Origin of the sequence: Pandoraea pneumonica, assembly GCF_902459645.1 — a bacterium.
GTDB lineage: Bacteria > Pseudomonadota > Gammaproteobacteria > Burkholderiales > Burkholderiaceae > Pandoraea > Pandoraea pneumonica.
Map to the genome: position 1 here is coordinate 1,450,034 of NZ_CABPSK010000001.1, position 14,751 is coordinate 1,464,784.

A 14,751-nucleotide genomic window follows, 5' to 3' on the forward strand; every position below is an offset into this window, starting at 1 on the left:
GCAGCGTCGGCGCCAGGCCGCTCACGCGCCTGCCTCGGCTCACCGCAAAGCCCCGTGGCTGCTCGTCTTCGGGGCAATGTCACTGCCTGCGCGGCAACGCAACATTGGAGTATGATGGCTGCTCCTGTGCTTTTCCCACCGTCTGGCAAAAGAGGTGCATTGTGGCCCGAGAAACCCCCATCGAGCGCTATCGCAACATTGGCATTAGCGCTCACATCGACGCTGGCAAGACGACGACGACCGAGCGGATCCTGTTCTACACGGGCGTCAATCACAAGCTCGGCGAAGTTCACGAAGGCGCTGCCACGATGGACTGGATGGAGCAGGAACAAGAGCGCGGCATCACGATTACGTCGGCCGCGACGACTTGCTTCTGGGCCGGCATGGCCGGTAACTATCCGCGCCACCGCATCAACATCATCGACACCCCCGGACACGTCGACTTCACCATTGAAGTCGAGCGCTCCATGCGCGTGCTCGATGGCGCGTGCATGGTCTACGACTCGGTCGGCGGCGTGCAACCGCAATCGGAAACGGTCTGGCGTCAGGCCAACAAATACAAAGTGCCGCGCATTGCGTTCGTCAACAAGATGGACCGCATCGGCGCGGACTTCTTCCGTGTGTACAAACAGATTCACGAGCGCCTGCGCGGCAACGCCGTGCCGATCCAGATTCCGATCGGCGCGGAAGACGGCTTCCAAGGCGTCGTCGATCTCGTGAAGATGAAGGGCATCGTCTGGGACGAAGCGTCCAAGGGCGTGAAGTTCGACTACATCGACATTCCGGCCAATCTGAAAGAGAGCGCACAGGAATGGCACGACAAGATGGTCGAGGCCGCCGCCGAAGCCGACGAAGCCTTGCTCGAGAAATACCTCGGCGGCGACACGCTCACCGAAGACGAAATCAAAACCGGCCTGCGCAAGCGCACGGTCGCGGGCGAAATCGTCCCGATGCTGTGCGGCACCGCGTTCAAGAACAAGGGCGTGCAAGCCATGCTCGACGCCGTGATCGACTACCTGCCCTCGCCCATCGACGTGCCCGCCATTGCCGGTCATGACGAAGACGACAACGTGATCGAGCGTCACCCGGCCGACGACGAAAAGTTCTCGGCACTCGCCTTCAAGATCATGACCGACCCGTTCGTCGGCCAATTGATCTTCTTCCGCGTGTACTCGGGCGTGATCGAATCGGGCGCCACCGTCTACAACCCGACCAAGAGCAAGAAAGAACGCTTGGGGCGCATTCTTCAGATGCACGCCAACCAGCGGATCGAGCTCAAGGAAGTGCGCGCGGGCGATATCGCCGCCGCCGTCGGCTTGAAGGAAGCGACCACCGGCGACACGCTGTGCGACCCGGACGCCATCATCATCCTCGAGAAGATGGAATTCCCGGAGCCGGTGATTTCTCAGGCGGTCGAGCCGAAGACGAAGGTCGATCAGGAGAAGATGGGCCTCGCGCTCAATCGCCTCGCGCAGGAAGACCCGTCGTTCAAGGTGAAGACCGATGAAGAATCGGGGCAGACGATCATCTCGGGCATGGGCGAGCTGCACCTCGAAATTCTCGTCGACCGTATGCGCCGCGAGTTCGGCGTGGAAGCGACCGTCGGCAAGCCGCAAGTCGCTTATCGCGAAACGGTTCGCAAGAAAGTCGAAGACGTGCAAGGCAAGTTCGTCAAGCAATCGGGCGGGCGCGGTCAGTACGGCGACGTGGTCATCACGCTCGAACCGGACAAGGAAAAGCTGTACGAATTCGTCGACGCCATCAAGGGTGGTGTGGTCCCGCGCGAGTACATTCCGGCGGTGGACAAGGGCATTCGCGAATCGCTCCCCAATGGCGTGATCGCGGGGTATCCGGTCGTCAACGTGAAGGTCACGCTCACGTTCGGCTCGTATCACGACGTGGACTCGAACGAAAACGCGTTCCGCATGGCAGGGTCGATGGCGTTCAAGGAAGCGATGCGACGCGCCGAGCCGGTGCTGCTCGAGCCGATGATGGCCGTGGAAGTCGAGACGCCCGAAGAGTTCATGGGCAACGTGATGGGCGACTTGTCGAGCCGTCGCGGCATGCTGCAAGGCATGGACGATATCGCGGGCGGCGGCGGCAAGCTAGTGCGCGCCGAAGTGCCGCTTTCGGAAATGTTCGGCTACTCGACGTCGTTGCGCTCCCTCACGCAAGGCCGCGCCACGTACACGATGGAGTTCAAGCAGTACGCGGAAGCCCCGAGAAACGTGGCCGAAGCGATTATTTCGGCGAAGAAGTAAGCGCCTTCACGCGCAAACGCACAGCGCCCGCCGCCGGGTCGTGACACCTCACGACGACCCGGCGGCGGGCGTTTTTCATTTATTCCGCGCGTGCCAGTGCCCCCATCTTGAGATCCGCGTTGATGTCGCGCCGGTCGTCGGCCGAGTCGACGGACGCCATCAGGTTGTCGAACGCAAAGTAATAGTCCATCAAAGGTGCGTATTCGGGCTGAGCATCGGCCCCCATCTCGACACCATCTTCGTGCGCCTTCATCAACTCGACCATCGTGCGAATACCGGGCACCCAGTCGCACAACACGTTGGAGACCAGGTGCGGCCCGCACAGCTCGCTGAGTGCGCGTGTGAGCCACACGTCCGGCGCCTTCGTCGGTGCGCTCAACCACTCCCGATAGCGCGGATTCGCATCGTCGCAGGTCATCCGCCGCCACTTCTGCCACATCGTGTCGTTGATGACTTCCATCACCGGATTGCCCGGCAGCGACGCCATGATGCCGACGTGCAACGGGCTGTGTTGACGTTGCAGCGTCGGCAAGAGAAATACGCCGACGGTGACATCGCCGAACGCGAGCGCATCGGGAAGCGTCTGGGCGCCGAAGCGGAGCTTGTCGAGCGGATCGAAAAGAATGCCGCCTAGCGCATGCAGCAGGCGGTATCGAATCGCATCGTGCGGCGCGCTCCAGTACTTCGCCGCCGTCAATTCACGAAACATGGCGAACGACGGCGAGGCTGCGTAGGTGCGGAAAAACGGCTGTTCGGTCAGCAACTTGACCGTGACATTCGGAAGACACGCGAGTTGTCGGTGCAGCGAAGGGGCCTGCGCCTGCGTTTTCAGCACGTAAATCTGCACGGCGTACGCAGGGGATGCCTTCTCGAACCTACGTCCCCACCACGCGAGATTGGCGAAAATTTCGGTCGACAGCTTCCCGCCAAGCCACACGGCATGTGCCACACGCGGCAGCGGCGTGCGCACGTTCTCCGGCGGCACGGGCGCGGCGCGCGCCGCGGAACGATATCCCATGCGCATCAGTCGGCGCTGCCGCTGCGCAATGCTTAATACGGGATCGCTGGCCGGTGTCGGGGGAGCACGCTTGATCCAAACGTCGGCCCCGTCGTTGCGAAAATATTGCCGTTCCCCACTTCGCCGCATGCCATACCAGGCGTCGTAAGTCAGGTCGAGACGTACCGGCACCTCGTTGCCTTCGAAGCGAATAGCGAAAACCAATGTTTCGCGCTTCCTCACGGCTTCGATCGCGTCGAGTTCGTCGGTTTGCCGATGGGCGATGGCGCTGCGCCCGATCGATTTTGCCGCCGATGTAACGTTGGCGATGCCGTCGAAATCATCGGGCAGCGAGACGGGTGACGATGGCGGCGTGGGAGGCGTGCCGGGCTGAGTGACGATTGGCGTGGCAGTCGAGCGGACGTTCGAAGTAGACGGCAGCATGAAGGCGAATGCGAGAGTGTGATCGGGCAACAAGCCTAGTCCGCTGCCATCTGCCTGCTTTTGCGGGCCGCCCGCAGTCCTTAGCATTGCGCCACGGCGAGGCGCGGTGCTACGCTGAACGCTTGTTACCTATCGCGTCACGCGCTTTGCGTGACTTCAGGTCGCGCCTACCCGCTTCGTCACCATGAAAAACATCCTCAGCATCCAGTCGCACGTCGTCTTCGGCCATGCCGGCAATAGCGCCGCCGAGTTTCCGATGCGACGCCTCGGCGTGAACGTCTGGCCGATCAACACGGTGCAGTTTTCGAATCACACGCAATACGGCAAATGGACAGGTCAGGCGCTGCCAAGCGAAGAAATTCTGCGGCTGGTCGACGGCATTGCCGACATCGGCGAACTGGCCAATTGCGATGCCGTGCTCTCTGGCTATCTCGGCGCCCCCGAGCAGGCGGGCTTCGTGGTCGAAGCGGTGCGCCGCGTCAAACAAGCCAACCCTGCGGCAATCTATTTGTGCGACCCCGTCATGGGGCATCCGGAAAAAGGCTGTCAGGTGAAGCCGGGCATCGAGCAGTTTCTGGTCGAGCACATGCCCGAAGTGGCCGACATCATGGCGCCGAATCATCTCGAATTGGAGAAGCTCTCACAGCATCCGATCGATACCTTCGACGATGCCATGGCAGCATGCCGTGCCCTGCTCGCTCGCGGGCCGAAGATGGTGCTGGTCAAGCATCTGGAATACGCGGGCAAGCCCGCCGATCGCTTCGACATGCTCGTGGTAACGGCTGACGAAGCGTGGCTCGGGTCGCGGCCGCTCTACCCGTTCTCGCGTTATCCGGTGGGTGTGGGCGACCTGACCTCGGGTATCTTTCTCGCGCGTCTGTTAAAGGGTGATACGGTGCGCGCGGCGTTCGAACATACGCTTGCGGCGGTGGATGCCGTGCTCTCGGTCACGCATCTCGCCGGGCGCTACGAATTGGAAATCGTGCGGGCGCAAGACGAGATCGTGAACCCGCCGCGGCACTACGAAGCCCGCGCGGTGTAAGTCCCCGCGACGCGTGGTCGGCGTCGCGGCGTCGTGCAGATTGCGTCCTGACGTTGCGATTGTCAGGACACATCGATACCCATCACACCCTTCAATACGCGCGCAAATGCTCCGCGTGGTGCGTCAGGTGATCGGCCATGAAGGTCTGGATGAAGTAGTAGCCGTGGTCGTAGCCTTGATGGCGGCGCAGGTTCAGCGGCTGTCCGGCGTCGCGGCAGGCGCGCTCGAAGATATCCGGATGCAGTTGCGCTTCGAGAAACTGATCGTTTAGCCCTTGATCGATCAGAATGCCGCCCGGGAACACGGCCTTACCGGCCTTCGCCACCAGTTCGCTGGCGTCGTACTGACGCCATGCCTCGCGGTCACTGCCCAGATACCCGGTGAATGCCTTCTCGCCCCACGGGCAATGCATCGGGGCCGCGATCGGCGCGAACGCCGACACCGAGTGAAATTTGTCAGGGTTGCGCAGCGCGATCGTCAACGCACCGTGTCCGCCCATCGAATGCCCAAAAATACCCACACGGCTCGCATCGATCGGTAGCGTCTTGGTCACCACGTCATACAACTCGTCGACGACATAGCTGTACATGCGGTAGTGCGTCGACCACGGCGCTTGCGTCGCGTCGAGATAGAAACCGGCGCCGACGCCAAAGTCCCACGCATCGGTCTCCCCCGGCACGCCCGCGCCACGCGGACTCGTGTCCGGCGTAATCAGCGCCACGCCATGCTCGGCCGCGAGCCACTGCGCGCCGCCTTTGATCATGAACGTCTCTTCCGTACACGTGAGCCCCGCGAGATAGAACAGCGCCGGTACAGCTCGCCCATCGCGCGCCTGCGGCGGCAAAAACACCGAGAAGCGCATCGGCAGTCCGATGGCAGTGGAGGCATGACGGTAAAAGCGCTGTGCGCCGCCGAAGCAACGGTGTTCGGCAATGAGTTCGAGCATGACGAGTTCCGGGAGTCGATGAAGCGTCGCCGCTTGGCGAGTGACGAGTATCTTACCGCGCGGCAGCGTCGTCTGACGATGCATGTCGACGCGTGACATGACCAAGGCACGCAAGACACGTGGCCCGTGCCTACCCATGCCGCGCTTGTTGGGACTTGTCGGCACATGCCGCGGCATATTGCCGACTTTGGCCTTGTGACAGGCGATCGCGCGTCGCTACGGTGAGCCTCCCTTTTCACGTCACAAGGAGCGCCTCATGCCGATGTCATCGTTCGATCTCGACGAAGTCACCAATCTCGTGCAGCGTCACGGCATTGCCGCCCGGCTCTCCGAGCAGGAAAAACGCCTGCTGGTACTCCTCGCCGCGCATGCAGGCACTGCGCTCGATAAACGCGTGCTGATGGACACGCTGTGGGGACGCCGCGCGCAATGGATGGAAGACGCCGCGATCGTGCAATTGGTCTCGCGCCTGCGTCGCTCGCTCGCCCCGCTTGGTTTGCAACGCGCCATCGTCACAGTGGCGCGTATCGGGTACCGGTTCGATCCGCCGGTTCACGACGCGTCGCAGGCGTCTGCCATCGAGGGTCCATTGTCAGGTGACGGTGCTGCGGCAGAGATCCAAGTGACCGACGCCAGCCTCTCGGCCACGCATGACGCGGTGCCGCTGCACAGCGTCGCGCGCGAAGGTCATGGCGAAGTGTGCCGCAACGGCATCGTCGTTCGGATTCCACAGATTGAGTACCGCCTGCTGGTCGCCCTACTCTCGCCGCCGCATGTGGCCCATGACAAACGTACGCTGATCGCGCAGCTTTGGCCCGAACGCCCCGATCAGGACGACACCAACCTCATGCAAGTGGTCTCGCGCCTGCGCCGCAAGCTCATCCCGCTCGACCTGCATCGCCACATCGTGACGGTGCCGCGCATGGGATATCGCTTTGCTCCGGTGAAGGGGGCGCGCACGCCGTCGCTCAGTCCGTCGGTCACGTCAGGCGCAACAACGGCCGTGGCGGCCGTGGCGGTCGAAGCGGTCGAAGCGGTTGAAGCGGTTGAAACGGTTGAAACGGGCGAAGCGGCTGAAACGGGCGGAGCGGGCGCAACGCGCGAAGCGTGCCCTATGGGCGCAACGGGCGCAACGGCCGCATCGTCATGCCCCGGCCTCATCCGACAGCATTGGCGCGACCTGTGCGCTCGCTTCCAGCGTTCGCTGACACGGCTGACACGGCATTTGCGCTGGCATCGGCATTGAGCGTGCCCGAGGCTGAATACGCCGAAGCCGACGCGGCGAGCGCCGCCCAGCGACGGCAATGTCCTTTCACCTTTAGGAGCCTCAGCATGTCCGATACGAATAGCAAGACGACCGCCCAGTTGGCGGCTGCCGCACCGGCCACCTCGCTTTCCGACCCCGCCACGTCCGTCCTCGTCTACCCGAGCGACCCGTTCAACGGCGCCTCGGAAACCACCTACGCGCAAAACGGCTTTGATCCGGGCACCAGTACGACCCAACTGTCGTACACGTCGGCACGCGTCGCACGGCCCGCCTATAACCGCTACGCCAAGAACGCCTTTCAGGTGTCGGGCTACTACACCGACTGGTCGCAATACGACGGCCGCCTCGACGGCGACTTTAGCAACGATGCCGCCGGACGCGGCGTCGATCTCATGCTGCTCGATCCGTTCGCCTACGACCGGCTGATCATCGGCTTTTCCGGCATCGTCGGCGATCAGGGCGAGAAGGCAGCGACGATTGCGCGCGCTGCCACCGATTTTCAACGCACCACCGACCAGGCCACGTTCGTCGACAGTTGGGGCGACGTGCTCTCGTATCGCAACTGTGGCTTTGCTGGCTGGGTGAGCAACGACGTGATGCCGATGTTTCAGCAGTCGCGCGCCCAAGGGGTGTTGGGGGGCTTGCGCCTGCTGCATGCGAAGAATCCGGCGCTCAAGTTGGCCATCGCTATTGGCGGCTGGACGATGAGTCAGGCATTTCACGGCGTCGCGGGCAGCGCTGCGCGTCGCAAAACGTTCTGTGCGAGCGTGGTGGATCTGCTCAAGCGCTTTCCGATGTTCAGCGAGATCAATCTCGATTGGGAATACCCGGGCGCGCCCGCCGACGACGGCAATACCTACGACAACACCGACGGCCCGAACTACGCCGCGCTCGTTAGCGACCTCAAGAAGGCACTGGTGGCGGCAGGCCGCAAAGACGTGGAAATCTCGATCGCGGCATCGGCGAACGTCGCGGATATGGCGAAAGCCAATCTGCCGGGGCTGGTCGCAGCCGGCATCACGCGCATCAATCTGATGACCTACGACTTTTTCGGCACCCCGTGGGCACCGGCGCTCGCACATCACACCAATCTGCACGACACCGACCCGAGCGCGCCCGGTGCGTTCTCCATCGACCGGGCGGTCAATTGGCTGCGACAGGCGGGAGTGCCGCTCTCGATGGTGCACATCGGCTACGCGGGTTACAGCCGCAACGCCTGTCAGGCACAGCTGGCGAGCGTGGCACCGCTCTCGGGCACCTACACGCCGGGTAGCGATATCACCACCGGGACGTTCGAGTCGGGCACGACGGAGTACTTCGACATGCTGTTCAACTATCTCGATCTCGAAGGCGGGGCCGCGCGCAACGGCTTCGAGTTGTACACGGATACCGTGGCCGACGCCGACTTCCTCTATCACCCTGCGAGCACGCTGTTCCTGTCGCTCGACACGCCGCGCACGGTGAAGGCCAAAGGCGATTACGTGAAACGCAACGGGCTTGGCGGTCTGTTCACGTGGACCATCGATCAGGACAACGGGGTACTCGCCAACGCCGCGCATGAGGGGCTGGGCCAGACGGCGATGGTCTCGAACGTCGACATGCAGCCGTTCTATTTCAGCGGCAAAACGGCCCTCGACGATGCGTCCGAAGGAGGCTGACCATGGGGTTCCTCATTTCCCGACTGCTGGAACCGTCGACGTGGGCGGGGCTCACGGGGTTGGCGGTCTCGCTCGGCACGTCGCCAGACGTGATGCACGAGATCGCGCAGGCCGGTGCGGCGCTGGCATCGTTGGCCGCGATGGCGTTGCCGGAGAACACGAAACGCGGCACCGCGCCGATGGCGCACGACGACGCGTCGCCGCAGCCATAGCCCCAGCCCTGTCGTAGGTCGCCCGCATGTGCGCTCCCGCCCCCCCGACCTGCGGGCAAATGCCGGTGGCATCCGGTAATTTCGGTGCCGCCGGCGCATGACAACAAAAAAATTGTCACGATTTCTAAACTTTTGGCAACGCGCGTCGCTATACGCTACAGGGCCCCGGAATCGTGGCGCTTCGTGGCATCGACACGGTTGCACACCGATACCGCGATAAAGGTTTTCTGATCGGCCGGGAATGTTGTCATAATCGGCCGCTAAGATGCGCCTCGCATCGCGAAAATGCAGGACATGCACCGAGCCCCGGCTAGAAAAGCAGGCAAGACCGTCAGTGGCAACAGAAGCAGTCTCGCGGTAAGCAGTGCCAAAACCAGAGGTCGCAAGAAGATCGCAAGCGGGTTGCGCCAAGGCCGCCCGCCACAGACGATCCGAGCGATCGATAACACCGACCAGATGCAATACAGGTTTCACCCGGGGGCCATATGAAGCTGATCCTGCTGGCGCTTGCCGCCTCGCTATTTACGCTCGTGATGATGGTGCAGGCACGCAGTGAGGCGAGCGACGCACCGATCTCCACCGCGAACGCACGAACGGCCGGTATCAACGTCAACGACCACACCCCCACCCGCAAAGACATGGCGATCTGGAACGCCCGCCGCAAAATGCACGCGGTGCGACAGGACGACTGAGCGGCGCGCAGCGCCACCCAGCACTCGCTAGCGCTTCCTAGCACTTGCTAGCACTACCGACCGCCGCGCGTCACGCGTGGGCGGTCTCGCCGAAGCAACATGCTGCGGCGCACCAAACTTGGGCATCCTTGTCAGCCGTCCTATAGTGGAATGGCCTTCAGGCGAGGAGACAATAACGATGCCCACGTTCCACTTCAATCTTTACGACCTGACGCTGTTCCTGCCCATGGCGGTCGCCGGTGCCCTGCTGGTCGGCGGCATCCCCGTCACTACCCGGGCCACACGGTATGGCCTGCGCGCGGTCGGTGCCGTCGTCGGGGCACTCGTCGGATTGCTTGTCGTGCAGGCACTGCCGGTACTCGTGTAGCTCACCCAGGCAGCGTGCACAGTCCGACAAGTCCGGTAGCGTTGGCTACCGGGGGTGGTTTCGTCGTTCACGATTTTCGATAGTGCATCGGGGCGTGTGACCGTTGCGGTCATCGCTTTGTCATTCCCGGCGACTACGCTGTGTTTGGCAACTCCGGTTGCGCTGTCACCCCTCTCTGTTGCGCCGCCGACCCGCTCGGCGGCTTTTTTTTGCCATCGAAAACCCACACGCATCGCCTACAATCACCGGAAGCGTCACGTTCAGTGCGCGCTTTGAAAGAGGAGGCTTTCGCATGTCCGACGCGTTCTCCCACGCCTTTGCCGTCGTCGTCAATCAGTACCGCTCGCCACGCCAATACACCGTCTCGGTCGAGCGCGCGAGCGAGATGATCGCGAAGAATATCGGCCTGTTTTCCGACGGTTTCGCGGGCGAAGCCCACCTGATCGTCGGACTGTTCGAGCGCGAGGCCGATGCCTGGGCACTCGCCCGCCGCTTGCAACGCACCCGCACGACCATGCAGGCGCTGCTGCAAACGCCCGCGCACGTCACCCCCATCGCCCCGCCTGAGCTCGATCCCAGCAAGTAATCTTCGCAGCCCTAGCCCCGGCACTCGACGCGCCAAGTCCCCGTTCGCCGTACTGCACCCGCCGCCCCCGCCCCTCACCCGCCCGTCAGGGCGATAAATCGCCACCCGGTTTCGCGCTTCGGCGTAGAATTCGGAATTCCAGATATCACGAGAGCGTCGACTTTCTTGTCGACACCGGATTTCCCCATGTCGAACGCCCCATCCGCCACGTCGCTTACCGACGCGCAAGGCCCGCTCGCCCCGCTCGCCAGCAGCCCCGTGTTGATCGATCAGGTGTACTCGCGCCTGCGCGATGCCATTGCCGACCTCACACTGCCGCCGGGCGAACGCATTCGGCAGGCGGAACTGGCGGACTCGCTCGGGGTGTCGCGCCAGCCGGTGAGCCACGCGCTGCAACTGCTCAAGCGCGACGGCCTCGTCTGCGATAGCGGTCGGCAAGGGCTGGAAGTCGCCCCCATCGACGCCGCGCATTTGCGCCAGCTTTATCAAGTGCGTACGGCACTCGATGGTCTGGCCGCACGGTTGGCCGCAACGCGCATGGCCGACGGCACATTGGGTGAGCACGAATTGCGCCGGTTACGCGACGCCGTCGAGGCTGGCATGAGCCTCACGCACGGCACGCCGGTGGCGCGGCAAGTCCGGGTGGAAGTGGCGTTTCATACGGCGCTTCACGACGCGTCCGGCAACCCGCTCATCGCGCAGACGGTCGCACCGCAATGGCCGCACATCATGCGCGCGATGGCAGCCACGCTCGGCGCGATGCCAATGCAGGAAGTCGTCTGGCATGAGCACGGGGAAATCGTCGCGCGTATTGCCGCAGGCGATGCGGCGGGGGCCGAAGCGGCCGCCCGTGAACACACCGAAGCCGACGGTGGCAACGCGCGTCGCGAATGGCTGATCCGACTCGCGGAGCAACACTGACCATGCAAGCCGTTATCTCCGCAGCGCTGCCTGTTTTCGGACTGATCTTTGTTGGTTATCTCTGTGCCCGGCGCGCATGGTTGGGCCCCTCGGCACTCGACGCCCTGAACCGCTTCGTCGTCTATCTCGCGTTGCCCGCCGTCCTGTTTCAGTCGATGGCACAAATCACGTGGGCCGAACTGGTCAACCCCGGTTTTCTGGGAGCCTTTGGCGGTGGCATGGCAGCGACGTTTGCCTTGTCGTTCTTGCTCGATCGGGCGGTGCGCGGGCGTCTCACCGACGCCAGCATCGAAGGCATGGGGGCCGCCTATCCGAACGCTGGGTTCATGGGTTTGCCGCTGTGTCTGGTGGCCTTCGGTCCGGCGAGCGTGCCCGCGGTCGTGGTGGCCATGTTGCTAACGGCCACGGTGCTGTTCGCAATTTCGATCGCCATCATCGAAACCGATTTGCAGACGACGCCGTCATGGCGACGGACATCGGCCTTCGTTGCCCGTGCGTTGATCCGCAACCCACTGGTGGTCTCGCCGTTTGTCGGGATGGCGTTTGCCGCAGCAGGCATCGCCCTGCCCGCCCCCGTGCTGCATTTCACGACATTGCTCGGCGGCGCCGCGAGCCCATGCGCGTTGGTGGCCATCGGCATGTTCCTCGCCCAAAATTCGGGCGGCGCGCGCGAGCCGCATGTCGCACGTGCGGTGGGGCGCTTAGTGGGACTCAAGCTGATCTTTCAACCGGCGATCACTGCGTTTCTGGCGTTCCGCGTTTTCGACTTGCCCGCGATCTGGGCGCACAGCGCGCTGTTGCTCTCGGCCCTACCGATCGGCACCGGCCCGTTCATGCTCGCGCAACTCTACGGGCGCGAAGCCGCCGTGGCCTCGCGCGCCATTCTGATTTCGACAGTGCTTTCCGTCGTCACGGTGTCGCTGCTGATCGGCTGGTTTAGCGTGCGCTGAGTTATTCCACCCGCAATTACTCCACCCGCAACCCATGCCGCAAGCGCCCTGCGCGCTTGTAGGCTTTCACCACCGTGCTGACGTCGCACGACAGCACGCCCTCCAGCGCGCCGATGCGCTCGGTCGATACCATCCACAAGTCTTGGATGTCGCGGCACAGCACGTGCCAAAACAACTGCGAGTGGCCACTGGTGCCGAACAAGCACCGCGTGTGCCGATCCTGCGCCAATTCCATCGCGATGCTCTCGGCTTGGCCGGGGCGAGTCTGCACCGACAGAATGGCTTCGACGCCGTAGCCAACGAGCGAAGGTTCGAGCTCGACGCGAAAGGTCAGCACATGGCGTTCCACCAACCCGCTAATCAGCCGCTGCACCTTGGGCTCGCTCACGCCGCAGGCTTCCGCCAGCACGCCCAAGCTGGCCCGGCCATCGGAGGCCAGCACCGCCAGCAATCGCGCCTCGTCGGCACCCAGCACATACCGGCCGTCGCCCGGCGACACCGGCTCGGCCGGCACCGTGCCGTCGATGCGCCAGCGGCTCGCGCGCCGGAACGAACGCAACACGATGCGCGACTCCACCTGCCGCAGCCCCGGCACCTGCGGTAGCACCCGCACCACCAGATCCGACAACTGATCCTGCGTCTGCGCGTTGATCTCGGCGAACAAGCCCGACGCGCCCGTCGTCGCCAACACCACCTGCGTCTGCGGTAGCGCCGCCAAATGACTGGCGACCTGCTGTTCTTTACCGTTTTCCACCTGCAACCACGCGTGCAGCACAGGGCCGCTGCCAGCCGCCACGGGGTCCAGTTCGCCAATCACTTTGGCGTAGCCGCCTTCCATCAGTCGCTGCAACCGGCGCGACAGCGTGCGCTCCGGTACGTCGCAGGCCGAACTCAGATCGCGCCACGTTCCGCGCGGGTTGACCTGTAACGCCGCGAGACACGCCAGATCGGCGGCATCGATCTCGACATTCCCTTCTTCTGACAAAGACTCCACACAATTGTCCATATTCGATGTAGCATTCAACTCAAATGTCGATATTCAACGTATTTTGGCATTAACACGACAAAATTCAACAACCAAACCGAGACAAGGGCTTTTCCCATGACCCAAGCAACCTCGATGGCTCCCCCGGTGCGGGCCGAGGCATCCAATGCACGCAAGATCGCCGCGGGCAGTATCGGCAACGCCGTGGAATGGTTCGACTGGACCATTTACGCGTCCTTTGCCGTGTTCTTTTCCGGGCAGTTCTTCCCCAAGACCGATGAGACCGCGTCGCTGCTGGCCACCTTCGCCATTTTTGCTGTCGGCTTCTTCATGCGCCCCATCGGCGGCTGGGCGCTGGGCATCTTCTCCGATCGTTACGGTCGCAAGGCTGCGCTCGCCGCCACCATTCTAATGATGGCCGGAGGTTCGCTGATCATCGGCGTCACGCCCACCTACGAAAGCATTGGGCTGGCCGCGCCGGTGCTGCTGGTGATCGCACGACTGATCCAAGGCCTGTCGCTGGGTGGCGAGTATGCCTCGGCTTCGACCTTCCTTGCCGAGATGGCGCCCAACCATCGCCGCGGCTTCTTCTCCAGTTTCGCTTTCTTCAGTTCGGCCGCCGGTATCCTCATCGCGTCGGCTATCGGCTGGGCGCTCACCACCTATCTCTCGATCGAGCAGATGAAGGAGTTTGGCTGGCGCATCCCGTTCCTGCTGGGCGCGCTGGGCGGCGTGGCCGGTATGTGGCTGCGTACGTCCATCCCGGAGACCGAGGCTTCCGCCGAGCAGCTTAAACAGCAGCCGGTCAAACAGCCGCTGCGCACGCTGCTGCGTGAATACCCGCGCGAGACGCTGCGCATCATCGGCTTCTCGGTGCTGACGACGTTCGCCTTCTATCTGTTTGTCGCCTATGTGCCGACGTATGCCATCCGCGCGCTGCACGCCGACTCCCGAGTCGCCTTCGGTGCCAACACCATCGCGATGATCGTGTTCATGCTGCTGCATCCGCTGCTCGGCATGCTCTCCGATCGCATTGGCCGCAAGCCGCAGCTCATCGTGTTTGCCGCGGGTTATCTGCTGTTCTTCTACCCGGTCATCACGAGCATGCAGCCGACGTTCGCCTCCATTCTGGCGGTGGAGTTGTTCGGCTTGGTGTTGTACGCGCTTTATACGTCGATCGCGCCCGCGATCATGTCAGAACAGTTTCCGACCCGCGTGCGCGCCGTCGGTATCGGTGCGCCGTACAACTTCATGGTCGCCCTGCTTGGCGGCACGACGCCGTATCTGCTGACGTGGCTGCAAAGCATCGGCCAAGAGCGCTGGTTCTTCTACTACGTGCTGGCAGGCGCGGTCATCACGCTGCTCACGTTTATCCGCATGCCGGAAACCAACGGTCGGCCTTTGAAGTAACGCGCCACTCACG

General features: G+C 63.2%; 14 protein-coding genes. 11 read left to right on the forward strand and 3 right to left on the reverse strand.

Annotated elements, in window-relative coordinates; translation table 11 throughout:
* Window positions 1-161: 161 nt before the first annotated feature.
* A complete protein-coding gene (gene fusA, locus PPN31114_RS06290) occupies window positions 162-2,261 on the forward strand; it encodes an elongation factor G (protein WP_150678575.1) in 2,100 nt (699 codons plus the stop codon).
* A 79-nt stretch (window positions 2,262-2,340) separates the two neighbouring features.
* On the opposite strand, the gene PPN31114_RS06295 is transcribed toward fusA, so the two are convergent.
* Window positions 2,341-3,702: a glycosyltransferase family 32 protein gene (locus tag PPN31114_RS06295; RefSeq protein ID WP_150678576.1), complete on the reverse strand. Its 1,362-nt coding sequence runs from the start codon at window positions 3,700-3,702 to the stop codon at window positions 2,341-2,343.
* A gap of 184 nt (window positions 3,703-3,886) precedes the next feature.
* On the opposite strand from PPN31114_RS06295, the gene pdxY reads away from it, so the two are divergent.
* Window positions 3,887-4,744: a pyridoxal kinase PdxY gene (gene pdxY / locus PPN31114_RS06300; protein WP_150678577.1), complete on the forward strand. Its 858-nt coding sequence runs from the start codon at window positions 3,887-3,889 to the stop codon at window positions 4,742-4,744.
* Between the two features lie 91 nt (window positions 4,745-4,835).
* Here the strand turns inward: pdxY and fghA are convergent, their stop codons facing one another.
* Entirely contained in the window at window positions 4,836-5,690 is an 855-nt protein-coding gene (gene fghA, locus PPN31114_RS06305) for an S-formylglutathione hydrolase (protein WP_150679186.1), read from the reverse strand.
* 256 nt (window positions 5,691-5,946) lie between these two features.
* On the opposite strand from fghA, the gene PPN31114_RS26145 reads away from it, so the two are divergent.
* The 8 genes from PPN31114_RS26145 (at window position 5,947) to PPN31114_RS06345 (ending at window position 12,343) form a co-directional block, all read left to right on the forward strand.
* Window positions 5,947-6,936, forward strand: coding sequence for a helix-turn-helix domain-containing protein (locus PPN31114_RS26145; protein ID WP_174987733.1), 990 nt, complete (start codon window positions 5,947-5,949; stop codon window positions 6,934-6,936).
* Between the two features lie 86 nt (window positions 6,937-7,022).
* Entirely contained in the window at window positions 7,023-8,615 is a 1,593-nt protein-coding gene (locus PPN31114_RS06315) for a glycoside hydrolase family 18 protein (RefSeq protein WP_150678578.1), read from the forward strand.
* 2 nt (window positions 8,616-8,617) lie between these two features.
* Entirely contained in the window at window positions 8,618-8,827 is a 210-nt protein-coding gene (locus tag PPN31114_RS06320; protein WP_150678579.1) for a hypothetical protein, read from the forward strand.
* A gap of 485 nt (window positions 8,828-9,312) precedes the next feature.
* Window positions 9,313-9,519, forward strand: a complete 207-nt coding sequence (locus tag PPN31114_RS06325) for a hypothetical protein (RefSeq protein WP_150678580.1) — start codon at window positions 9,313-9,315, stop codon at window positions 9,517-9,519.
* A 178-nt stretch (window positions 9,520-9,697) separates the two neighbouring features.
* Complete coding sequence (locus PPN31114_RS06330; RefSeq protein WP_150678581.1) at window positions 9,698-9,886, forward strand: hypothetical protein; 189 nt, start codon at window positions 9,698-9,700, stop codon at window positions 9,884-9,886.
* A gap of 292 nt (window positions 9,887-10,178) precedes the next feature.
* On the forward strand, window positions 10,179-10,472 hold the full coding sequence (locus PPN31114_RS06335) for a hypothetical protein (protein ID WP_150678582.1): 294 nt from the start codon (window positions 10,179-10,181) through the stop codon (window positions 10,470-10,472).
* 186 nt (window positions 10,473-10,658) lie between these two features.
* Window positions 10,659-11,393, forward strand: a complete 735-nt coding sequence (locus tag PPN31114_RS06340; protein WP_246182413.1) for a GntR family transcriptional regulator — start codon at window positions 10,659-10,661, stop codon at window positions 11,391-11,393.
* A gap of 2 nt (window positions 11,394-11,395) precedes the next feature.
* A complete protein-coding gene (locus tag PPN31114_RS06345) occupies window positions 11,396-12,343 on the forward strand; it encodes an AEC family transporter (RefSeq protein WP_150678583.1) in 948 nt (315 codons plus the stop codon).
* Between the two features lie 16 nt (window positions 12,344-12,359).
* Here the strand turns inward: PPN31114_RS06345 and PPN31114_RS06350 are convergent, their stop codons facing one another.
* The gene (locus PPN31114_RS06350; RefSeq protein ID WP_246182414.1) at window positions 12,360-13,337 is read right to left on the reverse strand and encodes an Lrp/AsnC family transcriptional regulator; all 978 of its coding nucleotides are present in this window, start codon (window positions 13,335-13,337) and stop codon (window positions 12,360-12,362) included.
* A 108-nt stretch (window positions 13,338-13,445) separates the two neighbouring features.
* Between PPN31114_RS06350 and PPN31114_RS06355 the strand changes: the two genes are divergently transcribed.
* On the forward strand, window positions 13,446-14,738 hold the full coding sequence (locus tag PPN31114_RS06355) for an MFS transporter (RefSeq protein ID WP_150678585.1): 1,293 nt from the start codon (window positions 13,446-13,448) through the stop codon (window positions 14,736-14,738).
* Window positions 14,739-14,751 lie beyond the last annotated feature (13 nt).